This is a genomic window from Planctomyces sp. SH-PL62, from assembly GCF_001610895.1.
Classification (GTDB): domain Bacteria; phylum Planctomycetota; class Planctomycetia; order Isosphaerales; family Isosphaeraceae; genus Paludisphaera.
Genome location: NZ_CP011273.1, coordinates 4,547,806 through 4,562,357 on the forward strand (window position 1 = coordinate 4,547,806; position 14,552 = coordinate 4,562,357).

At 65.9% G+C, this 14,552-nt stretch carries 9 protein-coding genes and 2 tRNA genes; 7 read left to right on the plus strand and 4 right to left on the minus strand.

Features of this window, described 5'->3' with window-relative positions:
• Positions 1 to 55 precede the first annotated feature (55 nt).
• Positions 56 to 1,231: a CPBP family intramembrane glutamic endopeptidase gene (locus VT85_RS17610; RefSeq protein ID WP_068418188.1), complete on the plus strand. Its 1,176-nt coding sequence runs from the start codon at positions 56 to 58 to the stop codon at positions 1,229 to 1,231.
• A gap of 896 nt (positions 1,232 to 2,127) precedes the next feature.
• Positions 2,128 to 4,179, plus strand: coding sequence for a glycogen debranching protein GlgX (glgX, locus tag VT85_RS17615; RefSeq protein ID WP_197490838.1), 2,052 nt, complete (start codon positions 2,128 to 2,130; stop codon positions 4,177 to 4,179).
• A gap of 94 nt (positions 4,180 to 4,273) precedes the next feature.
• On the opposite strand, the gene VT85_RS17620 is transcribed toward glgX, so the two are convergent.
• The 3 genes from VT85_RS17620 to VT85_RS27745 form a co-directional block, all read right to left on the minus strand.
• Positions 4,274 to 4,346: transfer RNA gene (locus VT85_RS17620), tRNA-Asn, on the minus strand.
• Between the two features lie 104 nt (positions 4,347 to 4,450).
• Positions 4,451 to 4,523 (minus strand) — tRNA-Asn (locus VT85_RS17625).
• Positions 4,524 to 4,669: 146 nt separating this feature from the next.
• Entirely contained in the window at positions 4,670 to 4,831 is a 162-nt protein-coding gene (locus tag VT85_RS27745; RefSeq protein WP_156512930.1) for a toxin-antitoxin system HicB family antitoxin, read from the minus strand.
• Positions 4,832 to 5,284: 453 nt separating this feature from the next.
• Between VT85_RS27745 and VT85_RS17635 the strand changes: the two genes are divergently transcribed.
• On the plus strand, positions 5,285 to 5,854 hold the full coding sequence (locus VT85_RS17635) for a GbsR/MarR family transcriptional regulator (RefSeq protein ID WP_068418191.1): 570 nt from the start codon (positions 5,285 to 5,287) through the stop codon (positions 5,852 to 5,854).
• 83 nt (positions 5,855 to 5,937) lie between these two features.
• Here the strand turns inward: VT85_RS17635 and VT85_RS17640 are convergent, their stop codons facing one another.
• Positions 5,938 to 7,518: a hypothetical protein gene (locus tag VT85_RS17640; protein ID WP_068418194.1), complete on the minus strand. Its 1,581-nt coding sequence runs from the start codon at positions 7,516 to 7,518 to the stop codon at positions 5,938 to 5,940.
• Positions 7,519 to 7,789: 271 nt separating this feature from the next.
• Between VT85_RS17640 and polA the strand changes: the two genes are divergently transcribed.
• The 4 genes from polA (at position 7,790) to ribH (ending at position 14,523) form a co-directional block, all read left to right on the plus strand.
• Complete coding sequence (gene polA / locus VT85_RS17645; protein WP_068418197.1) at positions 7,790 to 10,498, plus strand: DNA polymerase I; 2,709 nt, start codon at positions 7,790 to 7,792, stop codon at positions 10,496 to 10,498.
• Between the two features lie 454 nt (positions 10,499 to 10,952).
• A complete protein-coding gene (gene coaE / locus VT85_RS17650) occupies positions 10,953 to 11,711 on the plus strand; it encodes a dephospho-CoA kinase (protein WP_068418201.1) in 759 nt (252 codons plus the stop codon).
• Between the two features lie 286 nt (positions 11,712 to 11,997).
• The gene (gene rho, locus VT85_RS17655; RefSeq protein WP_068418205.1) at positions 11,998 to 13,935 is read left to right on the plus strand and encodes a transcription termination factor Rho; all 1,938 of its coding nucleotides are present in this window, start codon (positions 11,998 to 12,000) and stop codon (positions 13,933 to 13,935) included.
• 117 nt (positions 13,936 to 14,052) lie between these two features.
• The gene (gene ribH / locus VT85_RS17660; protein WP_068418208.1) at positions 14,053 to 14,523 is read left to right on the plus strand and encodes a 6,7-dimethyl-8-ribityllumazine synthase; all 471 of its coding nucleotides are present in this window, start codon (positions 14,053 to 14,055) and stop codon (positions 14,521 to 14,523) included.
• Positions 14,524 to 14,552: the final 29 nt, after the last annotated feature.

Here is a 14,552-nt window from a genome sequence, read left to right on the forward strand (position 1 = left end):
TCGCAGGAAGCGGCCCTCGAACCGACGACGCCCTTCCTCCCACCCTTGAGGTTTCATGACGCCCGTCTCGATCCTGGAGTTCCTGCTGTCGGTCACCTCCACGTTCCTGGAGTTGATCCTGGTCGGCATGGTGGTCTCCTGGGGATGGGTTCTCATCCGGCTCGCCCGTGGATTACCGTTGATCCCGACCGAGCCCTTCCTACAGATCCCCCCCGCCCGCTGGGGACTCGGGACGATCTTGCTCGTCGTCATCCTTCAACTGGGGGCTGGCCGGGTGGCGGCGGAGGGATGCCATGCCCTACTCGGGTTCAAGGTCGAGGAGCTTCTGACGACGGAGAATCCGAAGCCGGCCCCGCCCACGCCGGATGGTGAGATGGCGGACGACGAAGACGCCGAGGAGATCGCCATTCAGCGCTCGGCCAGCATCGCCCGCCGCCTGATGATCTGGAACGCCAGCTACAACGGCCTCTTCCTCCTGGCCTTCCCCTGGTTATTTCGTCTCGTCTCGGGTGCGGGATTCGCGGCGCTTGGGTTCACGACCAGAAGGTGGACCGAACAGCTGCAGGTGGGGATCGTCGCCGGCCTGCTCGCCGCGCCGGTGGTCTACTCGATCCAGTTTCTCGCCGTCAAGGTCTTCGAGGTCCGCGCACATCCCATCGAGAAGATGCTGCAAGCCAGCTTCGACCCCGCCCTAGCGATTCTGGCGATGACGTCCACGATCGTGCTCGCCCCCCTCGCCGAGGAGGTGATGTTCCGAGGCGTCCTGCAGGGCTGGTTGACCCGAGTGTGGAACGACCAGATTCCTCGGCTCATGCGAGGCGGTCGGCAGGCGCAGGCCACCCCAATGGCCGAAGGAGCGGTCGTCGGACCGACTGCACCGGAAATCCTGCAGACAACGGTCGAAAGCCCGGGCCCGCAAGCTCCGAACGCCGTCTGCTGGCCCGCGGTGATCGTCACGTCGGCGGTGTTCGCGGCCGTGCATGGCCCCCAGTGGCCCGCACCGATCGCTCTGTTCGTGTTCTCGATGGTGATGGGGGCGGTCTACCAACGGACGGGCAGCCTCCTGAGCGCGATCGTGATACACGGCCTCTTCAACGGCTGCAGCACGCTCCTCCTGATCGTGCAGCAACTCGGCCGCTCGCTCGAACTGCCGGATCCGACCGTCCTCGCTCCGGCGCCGGCCCCGGCGGTGGCGTGGGTCTGGGAAAGTCTGGTGCGATTGTTGAGTTGAGCGGCCGGAAAACGTCCCTTTGAATGGTCTTGACGCACAGGCACGCGAAAGCGTAACGCGACGGGCTATTTTCCTGGACGAGCGCGGGGGAGGCTGCTAAATTTTCTGTTAGATGACGTCGTCGGTCGGATCGACACGCTCTGACCAGTCGACGCCGTCTCTCCGCGCGATGGGCCGAGAAAGCGCGGGCTTAAGAAATAGTCAGGTCCGTCCGATTGTGATAGGGTGCGCGATCGGTGAGACCCTCGGGGCCTCGCCCCCGTCCGACGATCGACTTGATCCGGCGATGAAACGAGCGGATCGCGTGCGTCGGCATTCTTGCCAGGCATGGCAACGCCGCGAGGGATCCGGGTCCCTTGCGATTCAAGGGAATGATGGAGCGTCGGTCCGAGGTTTTCGGACGGCGCGTCGACTTTGGGAGAGTGGTTCGATGAGCGACGACGATTGTAAAAAGCCGAGTTCCGTACCGACGGGTTTCGAATGGGCCGGAGCCGTCGCCCGGGTCCGCCGGGGTGGGAAGTCGGTGCGGGCGGGACGTCGGGCCGCCCTGCTGGGAGCCCTGACCGCGGCCTATGCGAATTCCTCGCGGGGCGGCCGAACCTCGTCGGATCGCATCGCGAACGGCCGCTGAAATCGGGACCAAAGGCCCGGCGTCGAGCCTCTCTCCGCCTCCGCCGGACTTCCTCGATTAAGACGCGACGACGGCTTGCATCCTTTCCCGCCGAACACTCTCCCCGACACACGTCCGGGCGAGATGGTTCGGCTTTCTTTTTGGTCCGAGGCGACGGCCCCTGCCGCCTGGCCGTCTCTCGCCGACTCCATTCACAGGATCCACAGCCATTTCAGGGATCATCGCGGGCGAGTCCGTCGAGGCCGAGTATCTGTTCCGGGACTGCGTGCTGACCGTGATGCGAGGCCGTCCCCTCCCTTTGGGAGCGATCACCCAGCCGAGCGGGGTCAACTTCGCGGTCGTCTGCCGACACGCGACGTCGGTCTGGCTTGTATTGGGCGATCCTCAGACGGTCGGCTTCGAGACCGAGATCCAGCTCGATCCGAGGCTGAATCGCACAGGCGACCACTGGCACGTCCGCATCGACGGGCTGCCCGACGAGTTCTGTTACGGCTATCGGGTCGACGGGCCTGACCACGCCGGTTTCCGATTCGACCCGACGGCCCTCCTCTTGGATCCCTACGCCCGTGCGGTGTCCTGCTCCGGCCAATGGGGCGAGCGGTCGCCGAATCCGCGTCGGAGCCTCGTGAACGAGGCGATGACCGAGCGCGAACCGTTGGTCGGACCCAACACGCCGCTTGAAGACACGATCATTTACGAACTTCACGTCCGAGGCTACACGATCGACCCGAGTTCCGGAGTCGCCAACCCCGGCACCTTCGCCGGACTGACCGAGAAGCTCGAGTACCTGCACGATCTGGGGATCACCGCCGTCGAGCTCCTCCCCGTCGACGAATTCGACGAGACGGATTGCGCTTACGTCAATCCGCTGTCCGGAGAGAGGCTGCTCAACTTCTGGGGCTACAACACGATCGCTTTCTCAGCCCCCAAGGCGACCTACGCCGTGAAGTCGGGCCGGCTGGAGCCCTGGGAGGAATTCGGCGCGATGGTCGATTCCTTCCACGAGCGCGGGATCGAGGTGTACCTGGATATCGTGTTCAACCACACCGCCGAGTCGGGGGACGACGGCCCGACGTACAGCTTTCGGGGATTCGACAACCCCCTCTACTACATCCTCGACGAGCAGGGCCGATACCTCAACTTTACGGGGTGCGGGAACAGCTTCAACACCGACCATCCGGTCGTCCGGAACTTCTTGCTCGCTTGCCTGCGGAACTGGGTGGCCGAGGCGGGCGTGGACGGTTTCCGCTTCGATCTGGCCTCGGTCCTGGGGAGGGACTCTCGCGGGGAGGTCATGGTCAACCCCCCCACGATCAACCGGATCTCGGAGGATTCGCTCCTCTACGGCACCAAGCTCATCGCCGAACCCTGGGACGCGGGGGGTCTGTACCAGGTGGGGACCTTCCCAGGCGGAGGACGCTGGTCCGACTGGAACGGGCGGTATCGGGACGACGTCCGGCGCTTCTGGCGCGGAGAGCCGGGCCTGACCTCGGATCTGGCCACGCGACTTTGCGGCAGCGACGACCTGTACTCGGGCCGGGGCCCACTGCACTCGGTCAATTTCATCTCCTGCCACGACGGTTTCACGCTCCACGATCTGGTCTCGTACGACCACAAGCACAACGAGGCGAACGGTGAAGGGAATCGGGACGGGAGCGACGCCAATTTCAGCTGGAACTGCGGGGCCGAAGGCCCGACGAGCGACCCCGCGATCCTGGCCCTTCGGATGCGGCAGGCCCGCAACCTCATGGCCACGCTTCTGATCTCCCAGGGGATCCCCATGATCCTGGGCGGGGACGAGTTCCTCAGGACTCAGGGGGGGAACAACAACGCCTGGTGCCAGGACAATCCCGTAAGCTGGATGGACTGGACGCTGGCCGAAACCCAGAGCGACTTCCTACGGTTCGTGCGCAAGATGATCGCCCTGCGCAAGGCGCACCCGGTCTTCCGACGACGGACATTCTTCGACGGGGCGGCCTCGGCTCGGCCGCCCGAGATCCTCTGGCACGGCGTCCAGCCCGTGCAGCCGGACTTCTCGCCGACCGCCCAGGCTTTGGCCTTCGCTCTCGACGGCCGGCGGTGCGATCGGCCCGGCGTCATCGACCGCGATTTCTACGTCGCCATGAACGCGAGCGGAGAGGATCTGGATTTTCGGATCCCCGCCTCCCCTTCAGGACGCGCCTGGCGTCGCGTGGTGGACACGGCCCTGCCCTCGCCGGACGACTTCGTGGATGTGGACGCCGGCACGGAAGTCGAGGTCATGTCCGCTTATCGCGTCATCGCCCGTTCCCTGATCATCCTGACATCGCAGGATTGACACGGACGGGGCATGGATACGCCGTATTCAAAAAAAAACCGCCCCCGGTGGGGCGGTTTTTTTGGAGCTGGAAGGAAGCGATCGCTCACCTCAGCTCCCCGACAAGGACTCGAACCTTGAACCTAGCGGTTAACAGCCGCTCGCTCTACCGATTGAGCTATCGGGGAATCCGTCTTGATGGATGCCGAATGTCCTCGACCGAAAGAAAACGCCCCCTTTCGAGGGCGTCGTTTTCGCGATTGAGATTGAGGCGAGACATCCCGCGCCTCAGCTCCCCGACAAGGACTCGAACCTTGAACCTAGCGGTTAACAGCCGCTCGCTCTACCGATTGAGCTATCGGGGAATACGCCCCAGAGGATACTGGTTGAAGCCGATAGGCTCAAGGGCAATCTTGGGAATTCCTAGAAACCTTTATGCTCGCATAAACATGCATCGCCATCGAGCCCCGCCCGGGCGGGGGGATCTCAGGCCCGGCTCGATCGAACGAGGTCAGGAGGCCTGGGTCGACTTGTTATGCTGCTCGATCGCCTTCTCAAGGATGCCGACGATCAAGGCGTTGAGCGAGGACTTGTCTTCCTTGGCCCAGCTGGCCAGCTGTTCGTGGAGCACGGGTGGCATACGGATCTGGAAGTGAACGACTGTTTCGGGCATGGGGATCGACTCCATCGGAAGAGAAAGGGACGCGAACGCTCGCGACGTCGCCAGGACGTCGAAGAGCCGCGACGCCGGCTTCGCCGATACGATCGAGGGCATTGTACCCTCGGCCAGACACGATCTTATAGCATTTTCACTTTGCTGAGGACGAATCGTCTGGCTTCTATTGTGGGGCTTCCCGCTCTGGATGCAAGGTCTTCTCCGCGGAACGGTTTGCGAATCGATCCGGGCGGGCTCACGACCCGCCGGAAACGCACGACCCATCCTCCGAATGCATGAGTTTCGGTCGATGAGCCGGTAGGACTCCGCGCCGATACGATGGCTGGCGGCCCTATCCGAGGCCGGCCAGGGCTGGGAAGCCGCCTTCCCCGGCCGTCGCGCATGCCGTATCGTGGAACTCGCGTGCGCCCCTTCGCCCTCGGCGGAAAAGCCGCGCATGGGGGAGGTTTCATGGATTCGACGATCTCGGACGGCCCGATCGAAGGCTCGCCCGCGAGCCTCGGGGCCGACGTCCTGATCCGGCGCTTCATCGAGCACTGGGGCATGATGGCCCGAGCCTGGGGGATCAATTCCACGATGGGGGAGTTGTTCGCCCTGCTCTATATCACGGGCTCCGACTGGACCGCCGAGGAACTCCGATCGCGGCTGGACGTCTCCCGCGGCAATGTCAGCATGAATCTCAGGGAGTTGCTCGGCTGGGGGGTCGTCCGCAAGGCCCACCGGCCTGGCGAGCGCCGGGAACTCTACCGCGCCGAGACCGACGTCTGGACCCTCTTCCAGAGGATCATGACCGAGCGGAAGCGACGGGAACTCGATCCCACCGTGAAGGTCCTCGACGACCTCGCCAGGGTCGCCGAGGAGGCCCCCGGCCTGGGCGAGCTGCGCAGCCGGCTGGAGACGCTCCGGAGCTTTCTGGAGGCGATCGACGGGCTCTCGGTGCGGCTCATGGCCCTGGATTCCGGAGACCTGGCCGCGATCGGCAAGCTCCTGGCCGTCGACGACGACGCCGAGCTGGAGTGAACCAAACGACGAAGGACCCGTCGCGGCCGGGGCTCGCGACGGGTCCTCGTGGTTGGGAGGCGATTCAGGACGAGGCGATCGGATCAGGGCTGGTCCTGCATCTCGTCCGACTCGGGCGCGGGGGCGGCGGAATCTTCCGCCTTCTGAGCGTCGGTCCTGGGCCGGGGCGCGGTGAGCTGCTGGAGGGCCCGCTCGTTGACGGCCTCGGAGCGGCCGGCCACCGGGGTGTTCATGTCATAGCCGAGGTAGGCCAGGAGCCGTCCCAGGCTGATCGGCCGGATGCCGTTCGTGCGGGCCTCCTTGACCATCTCGCCGAAGCGCTGATCGAACAGGGCCTGCTGGGCGATCGAGGCGTCCGTCTTGGCGACGTAGGTGTCGCGAAGGGGAGGACGCTCCTTCACGTCGTCGGTCACGTACCAGGAGATCCGGGCGTCGAGCTTGCCGCTTTCCTTGCCCACGTCGGGCGGCGGGAGGTCGTAGGCGATGCTGCCTCCGGCGGCTTCGATCATCCGCTTGAGGTCGTCGCGGTCGTCGCGGCCGTCGCGATTGACGTCCAGCTTGCCGAGGAGGGCGAACATCATCGGCTCGTTGGGCGACCACGTGGGCGAGTAGACGATGTCGTTGACGCGCATCGGCTCGATCGGGCTGTTGGTCTTGACGATCTTGGCGATGCTGTAGGTGTCTCCGACCTGGGTGAGCATGATGTTGCCCTTGGGCTTCTCGGTCGGGATGCCCGGAGAGCCCTGGTCGAAGATGGTCATGTTCATCTGCGGGCGGGCGCCCTGCGCGCGGGTCACGTTGACGTGGACCTCGTTGGTGCCGAGGTCCACGTAGGTGATGCGGCCGTCCGGGCGGTCCAGGACGTTCTCACGGCGGTCGATCACGTCGCGCTGCTCGCGGAGGATGGCGGTGAGCTGCTCGACCTTCCGATCGTCCTCTTCCTTGGTCTGCCGGAGCTGGGTGGTGAGGTTGGCGATGTCGGTCCGGGCCTGATCGAGGTCGGTGGTGAGCTGGTCGACCTTGGTCAGGAGGACCTGCCGCTCCTGCTCATGCTTGTTGTGCTCCGCCTCCAGGTCGGTCCGGGTGTCCTCGGCCGACTTGGCCTGGACGTCGATCTGCTGCTTGGCGACGCTGGTCGCCGATTCGAGGTTGCTACGGAGTGAGGTCTCGTGGGCGGACAGCTCGGCGTCGACCAGCGAGAGGTTCTCCAGCAGCTCGACCAGGCGGTCGAGGGCCGAGATGTAGTTCTTGTTCGGTTCCTTCTTGAAAGACTCGATCGCCAGCTGAACCTTCTGCTTGGCGTCTTCCAGCTCGGGGCCCTGGGCCCCCGCGGCCTGGGCGCGGGAGACCGAGGCGTTCACCATGTTGGCGATGCCGAGCAGCCGGTCCTCCACCTTCTTGAGGTGGGTCGCGATCTCGGTCTTGGCGGGGTCGAATTCCGTGGCGCGGGCGCCGATCGTCTTGCGGAATTCGTCATATTGGGTCAGCGCTTCATCGGCCTCTCGGCGCGACTTGGAGGCCTTGTCGGTCTCCGACGCGAGCAGGCCTTCCGAGCGCGCGTAGGACGAGTAGAGGAAATAGGACGTCACGGCCAGGATCACCGTGAGCGTCACGAAGACCGCGACTGCGATCTTGAGACCCTGGGATTCGTTGGAGGCGGCCATGAATCAAGACTCCTCGGAGCGGAGCGGAGGCGACAGCGCATGCGGTCGGCCGGTTTGCAGATACTATGTCACATGAGAAGGGGAAATACGAAACCTGCGCCGGGAAATCCTACGCGGGCGACCCATCCGGAACGGTATTTTCGACAGAATCGACGTGGCCGGACTCCCCGGTCCGGATCGGGCCGCTCCAGAACGGCGACCGGAGGGCCGAATACAGGAGGGTCGGGCCGCACGCCCGGGACGCGTCCCGACCCCTCACTGGATGACTACGATGGCCGATCGCCCAACGTTCTATATTCTCGACGCTTACTCCTTGATTTTCCAGGTCTTCCACGCCATCCCAGAGATGACGAGCCCGACCGGAGGGCCCACGAACGCCGCCTTCGGGATCTTCCGGGACGTCCTCAACCTGTTCCGCGACCGCAAGCCGGACTACATCGCGGCCGCCTTCGACGGCGGGGGGCCCGTCTTCCGGTCGGAGATCTTCGCCGACTACAAGTCCAATCGGCCCGACATGCCGATCAACCTCGTCCCCCAGATCGACGTGATCCGGCGCATCTTCGAGGGATTCAACGTGCCGGTCCTGGTCGAGCCCGGCATGGAGGCCGACGACGTCATCGCCACGCTCGCCCGACGCGGCGAGGAGCGTGGGCTCGACGTCTTCATCTGCACGTCCGACAAGGACGCCCGGCAGTTGATCAGCGATCACGTCAAGATCCTCAACATCCGCAAGAACACCCTGATGGACGAGGCGGCGCTGGAGAAGGAGTGGGGGATACGGCCGGGTCAGGTCGTCGACTTCCTGGCCCTCACCGGCGACGCCGTCGACAACGTACCCGGCGTCCCGGGGATCGGCCCGATCCTCGCCTCGGGATACCTGAAACAGTTCGGCGACCTGGAGACACTCCTGGCCAACCCCGACAAGGTGAAAGGCCCCAAGAAGCAGCAAGCCCTCCGGGACAACGCCGAGGTGGCCCGCCGGGCGCGGAGCCTCGTGGCCCTTCGCGACGATCTGGAACTGGCCCTGGACTGGAACGCGCTCCAGGCCTCGCCTCCCAACGCCCCGGTCCTCCGGGAGATCTGCGTCGAATCGGGTTTCCACCGCTTCGCCGCCGACCTGAGCGACTCAAAGGAGACGGTCCCCGACGCACCGAAAGCCGAGTGGGTCGCGAGATATTCGACGATCGACACCCCGGAATCGTTCCAGACTTTCGTCCAGGAATTACGGAAACAGCCCCGATTCTGCATCGACGCCGAGACGACCTCGATCAATCCGCTCCTGTCCAGCCTCGTCGGGATCGCCGTCTCCTGGAACGCGGGAGAGGGTTTCTACATCCCCTTGCGGGCCCCGATCGGCTTCAAGATCCTCGACCCCGAGATGGTCCTGGACGCCCTGCGGCCGATCCTCGCGGACCCGGAGGTCGAGAAGGTCGGCCAGAACCTCAAGTATGACATGCTGGCCTTCCGTCGGGCGGGCGTCTCGATCGAGGGGCCGATCACCGACACCATGATCCTCAGCTACCTGCTCGAAAGCGGCGAGCGCAACCACAGCCTGGACCAGCTGTCGGACCGCCTCCTGGGCCACAAGATGATCCCGATCTCCGATCTGATCGGGAAGGGGAAGAAGCAGCTCAGGATGGACCAGATCGACGTTCCGCGCATCGCCGAGTACGCCGGGGAGGACGCCGACGCGACCTGGCGGGTCTACGAAATCCTCGCCCCCCGGGTCCGCGAGGAGGGCCTGTGGGACCTCTACGCCGACCTGGAGCGCCCCCTCGTCTCGATCCTGATGCGGATGGAAGAGATCGGCGTCATGGTGGACGTCCACCGGCTGAAGGAGCTTTCCGACGACTTCGCCGTCCGGCTCGCGGCAACCGAGGAAGAGATCCACAAGCTCGCCGGCCGCCCGTTCAACATCAACTCCGTGCCCCAACTCCGCCAGATCCTCTTCGAAGAGCTGAAGCTCCCCAAGCTTCAGAAAACCCCCGGCGGAGAGTTGAGCACCGCGACCGAGGTCCTGGAGGAGCTGGCGAGCAAGCACCCCCTGCCCGCCCTCCTGGTCCGGCATCGCCAGCTCACCAAGCTGAAGGGGACCTACCTCGACGCCCTGCCGCTCCTCGCCCATCCCGACGACGGCCGGATCCACGCGTCCTTCAATCAGGGAGTGGCGGCCACCGGCCGGCTCAGCTCCAGCGACCCCAATCTCCAGAACATCCCCGTGCGGACCGAGGAAGGCCGCCAGATCCGTCAGGCGTTCGTGGCCGAGGGGGACGACCAAAGGCTCCTGACGGCCGACTACTCGCAGATCGAACTCCGGGTCCTCGCCCACTTCTCCCAAGATCCGGCGCTGTGCAAGGCCTTCGAGGCCGACCACGACATCCACCGCGCCGTCGCGGCGAGGATCTACGGCGTGGCCGAGGATCAGGTCGACGACACGATGAGACGGGTCGCGAAGACGGTGAACTTCGGCGTGATCTACGGCCTCAGCCCGTTCGGCCTGGCCGGACGACTGGGCATCAAACAGTCCGAGGCGGCGGCCTTCATCGACGCCTACTTCCAGGAGTATCAGGGAGTCGACCAGTTCATCACCCGGACGCTCGAATCCGCCCAGGCTTCGGGGCGTGTCGAGACGATTTTGGGCCGCCGTCGGCCGATCGCGGGGATCAAGGCGACCACCGGGAGGAATCGGAACCTCGCCGAGCGGACGGCCGTCAACACGGTGATCCAGGGGTCCGCGGCCGACCTCATCAAGCGGGCGATGATCCTCGTCGATCGTCGGCTCCGCGAGGAGCGCCTGGAGGCTCGGATGATCCTCCAGATCCACGACGAATTGGTCTTCGAGAGCCCGGTCTCGGAGCTGCCGCGGCTGGCCGCGCTGGTCCGCGAAGAGATGACGCGGGCGCTGTCGCTGGCGGTGCCGCTGAAGGTCGACCTGGCCGTCGGGAGGAACTGGCTCGACGTCGAGACTCCCGACTATTGAGGCGGCGCAGGCGCGGAGGGGCGAGGCCGGGGCGCGACGCGCCGGCGGGCGGGCTCGCCCCCGGTTTTCCGAGGTTTTCCATTGCAGGCCCGAGGCGCAGGGCGTATAAGTGAGTGGACTAATCGTGTATGGCCAGCAGCCGAGTTCCGGTGCTTTCCCATCACCTCCATCATCTCCCTCCCGCGATCCGCACCCACGAGATTCGCCCAGGATCGAGATGACGGCCATGAGAATCTCCGTCGCCCACCCGCTCTTCCGGTGTCGCACGCCTCGACCGTGCCGCCACGGACGAGCCTGATCGTCCGACCCGACGCCGGTCTGGCCCGACCGCCCCGGCGTGCGGGCATGACAGCCTCCTCCACGCTCCGCCTCGACCGACGGCGGGCCGTCGCGCCCGGTGCGAGTCGCGTCTCCGCTTCCCCATTTTTCCCTCGTCGCGAGCCACAGGTCCGTCATGTCCGAGTCGTCCACGACTATCGGAGAGTCCCCCGCGCAAGCGTCGCGGTGGAAGTCGGGTGCGCTCCCCGTCGTCGGCCTGACCGGCGGCGTCGGCGGCGGCAAGAGCGCCGCGGCGGCCCTGCTCGAGTCGCGTGGCGCGGTCGTGATCGACGCCGACTCGGTGGGTCATGAGGTGTTGCGGCACGCCGAGATCGCGGCCCAGGTCGTGGACCGCTTCGGCCCCCGAATTCTGGGGGCCGACCAGGCGATCGACCGGCGGGCGCTCGGCCGCATCGTCTTCGACGATCCCACGGCCCGACGGGATCTTGAGGCCCTCCTCCATCCGACGATGTTCGAGGAATTCGCCCGGACGATCGGCGACGCGCAACGGCGAGCGGACGCCCGGTTGGTGGTGCTGGACGCGGCGATCTTGTTGGAGTCGAACTGGGATCGCGCCTGCGACCTCGTGGTCTTCGTCGAAGCTCCCCGAGAAACCAGGCTCGCGAGAGTCCAGGCGACTCGGGGCTGGACGGCCGACGAACTCGATGCGCGCGAAGCGGCCCAGTGGCCGGTCGAACGTAAGAAATCCCGCGCCGACTACGTTCTAGTCAATGACGAGGACGCTTCATGTTTGGAATCGAAGGTCGATCGATTCGTCGCCTGGCTCGAGGATGAGTCCCGATGCGCCGGGCGACCTCTTCCGGCCCCGACCTCGAGCGATTCGCCCGGGGCTGGTCCGTCGCCAGCTCGTCACGAACTGCGACTTGATCCATGAGGATCGTCGCTCCAGCCCCTCGACGCCGACATGCCTCCCCGCGCTCGACTCTCCTGATCCTTCAATTCGCCGTCCCTCGCTATTCAAAGGCTTCACCTCGGTCATGCTCTTCGTCAACCCGCCTTGGATCCGGCGATCCCCCGCTTCGAGTCGGTCCGTCAACCGTCGCAAAGCCGGACGGGCTCACGGCTCGAACGATCTCCGATATCGCCCCGCCCCGTGCCATATCCCGCATCCGCGGCTCGGCTGATCCACTCGTCTAGTCTGTTCAGGAGAACGGTTCATCATGCCTAACGAGACACGCCCCCGCCGCGAGTCCTCTGGAAGCTCCCGCATCCGCAAGACCGCCGCGGCCTCCCCTCCGCCCGCTTCAGACGAGAACGCCGGATCCGCCTCCGCCTCGACTCCCAATCATTCGCCGGTCTCCGAGTCGCCCGCCGCTTCCGAAACCTACCGCGAGCGCCCCTCGCGCGAACCGTATCGCGAGGAAGGCCCGGCCGACCGCGAGCCGATCCGGTTCATCCGATCCCGCGACCGCGCCGAACCGGCCGCCGAGCGGCCCGAGCGCGAGCCGGGGATGACCCTTCGCGAGCGCCTCGCCCGCGACCGCGCCGAACGCGAGGCCGCCTCGCCGCCCCCCGCGCACGACGGCATCCCGCTCTCGCGCGATCGGGATCGAGATCGCGACAGGGACCGCGAGGCCGCCCCGCCCGTCCGCGAGCGGGTCCGCGAGGCTCGCGAGCCCGAGGCGTCCGGCTCCCGCGAGCGCCCGGAGCGCGAGGCCTCGTTCAACTCCCGCGATCGCGACTACTCGACGTCCACCAAGCCCGAACGATCTCCTTCTCCGTCGGCCTCGCCGTCCCTGGGCGAAGGCGCGGGCGAAGCGTTCCCCGACGTCGAGGACGACGACGTCTTCGGGGATGTGGCGATCCACGATCGCTACGAGGACATCAAGCGCGGTGAGATCCATCTCACCGAGCTCCAGAAGATGACGATGCCTCAGCTCATCAAGACGGCGAAATCCGAAGGGATCGCCGAGTACATGGGGCTGAAGAAGCAGGACCTCATCTTCAAGATCCTCAAGGAGAGGGTCAAGCAGAACGGCCTGATGTACGGCGAGGGGACCCTGGAAGTCCTGCCCGACGGCTTCGGCTTCCTCCGCAGCCCGGACTACAACTACCTGCCCTGCCCCGACGACATCTACGTCTCCCCCAGCCAGATCCGCCGCTTCGGTCTCAAGACCGGCGCTATCGTGTCGGGCCAGATCCGCCCCCCCAAGGAGAACGAGCGGTACTTCGCGCTCCTGCGGGTCGAGGCGATCAACTTCGAGGACCCGGACAAGCTCAGCGAGAAGGTCGGCTTCGACGACCTCACGCCGCTGCACCCCCAGGGCCGCATCCGGCTCGAGACGACCAACGAAGAAATCAACATGCGGGTCGTCGACCTCGTCACGCCGATTGGCTTCGGCCAGCGCGGCGTGATCGTGGCGCCCCCTCGGACCGGCAAGACGATCCTCCTCCAGAAGATCGCCAACAGCGTCCTGACGAACCACCCCGAAGCCTACGTCATGGTCCTCCTGATCGACGAACGGCCGGAGGAAGTGACCGACATGGAGCGGTCGGTGAAAGGGCCGACGGCCGAGGTCATCAGCTCGACCTTCGACGAGCCCGCCTCGCGACACATCCAGGTCGCCGAGATGGTGATCGAGAAGGCCAAGCGGATGGTCGAGTTCGGCAAGGACGTCGTCATCCTGCTCGACTCGATCACCCGGCTCGCCCGCGCCTACAACACCGAGGCGCCCCACTCCGGCAAGATCCTCACCGGCGGCATCGACGCCTCGGCGCTGCAGAAGCCCAAGCGGTTCTTCGGCGCCGCCCGCAAGATCGAGGAGGCCGGCAGCCTGACGATCCTGGCCACCGCCCTGGTCGACACCGGCAGCCGCATGGACGACGTGATCTTCGAGGAGTTCAAGGGGACCGGCAACATGGAACTGCACCTCGACCGTCGCCTGGTCGAGAAGCGGATCTGGCCGGCCATCGACGTCAACAAGTCGGGCACGCGGCGCGAGGAGCTCCTCATGGACGCCGACGAACTCCGCCGAGTCTGGATCCTCCGTCGCGTCCTCAACGACATGAACCCCGTCGAGGCCATGGAGCTGCTCACCGGCCGGATGAAGAAGTCCAAGACCAACGGCGAGTTCCTGTCGAGCATGAACCTGTCGTAAACTGGTCTTCCGGCCGGATTCGTCCCCACGACCGACACCGGGTCCGCGCCGGGCTTCTTAGGAGGCCCGGCCGGACCTTTTCCGTTTCCCAGCCGATCCCCCAACCCCCCGACGCCCATGCCGATCTACGAAGGTGATTTCTCGCCCCCCTCGGGCCGGTTCGCGATCGTCGCCTCCCGCTTCAACTCTCTGGTGACCGAGGCGCTGCTGGCAGGCTGCCGCGACGCCTTCGTGCGCCACGGGGTCGCCGACGACCGCCTGGACGTCTACTGGGTCCCCGGCTCGTTCGAGGTCCCGCTGGTCGCCCGCAAGCTCGCAGAGTCCGGGGCGCACGCCTCCGTCATCTGCCTGGGCTGCGTGATCCGGGGCGAGACCGGCCATTACGACCACGTCGCCGGCCAGGCCGCCGGCGGCATCCTCCAGGCCGGGCTCGCCACCGGCGTCCCGGTGATCTTCGGCGTCCTGACCACCGAGACCGTCGAGCAGGCCCTCAACCGCTCCGGCCTCAAGTCCGGCAACAAGGGGGGCGAGGCGGCGATGGCGGCGATCGAGATGGTCAATCTCCTCGGAAAGATCGGCGGTCAATAACCGGGCCCGAGCCGCGAACCCTCTTGTGG

What these genes read in the sequence shown, in the direction of transcription:
- VT85_RS17610 (WP_068418188.1), top strand. Translation starts at nt 56, where the DNA reads ATGACGCCCGTCTCGATCCTGGAGTTCCTGCTGTCGGTCACCTCCACG.
- VT85_RS27745 (WP_156512930.1), bottom strand. Translation starts at nt 4,831, where the DNA reads ATGCCCGAAACAGTCGTTCACTTCCAGATCCGTATGCCACCCGTGCTC.
- VT85_RS17635 (WP_068418191.1), top strand. Translation starts at nt 5,285, where the DNA reads ATGGATTCGACGATCTCGGACGGCCCGATCGAAGGCTCGCCCGCGAGC.
- VT85_RS17640 (WP_068418194.1), bottom strand. Translation starts at nt 7,518, where the DNA reads ATGGCCGCCTCCAACGAATCCCAGGGTCTCAAGATCGCAGTCGCGGTC.
- polA (WP_068418197.1), top strand. Translation starts at nt 7,790, where the DNA reads ATGGCCGATCGCCCAACGTTCTATATTCTCGACGCTTACTCCTTGATT.
- coaE (WP_068418201.1), top strand. Translation starts at nt 10,953, where the DNA reads ATGTCCGAGTCGTCCACGACTATCGGAGAGTCCCCCGCGCAAGCGTCG.
- rho (WP_068418205.1), top strand. Translation starts at nt 11,998, where the DNA reads ATGCCTAACGAGACACGCCCCCGCCGCGAGTCCTCTGGAAGCTCCCGC.
- ribH (WP_068418208.1), top strand. Translation starts at nt 14,053, where the DNA reads ATGCCGATCTACGAAGGTGATTTCTCGCCCCCCTCGGGCCGGTTCGCG.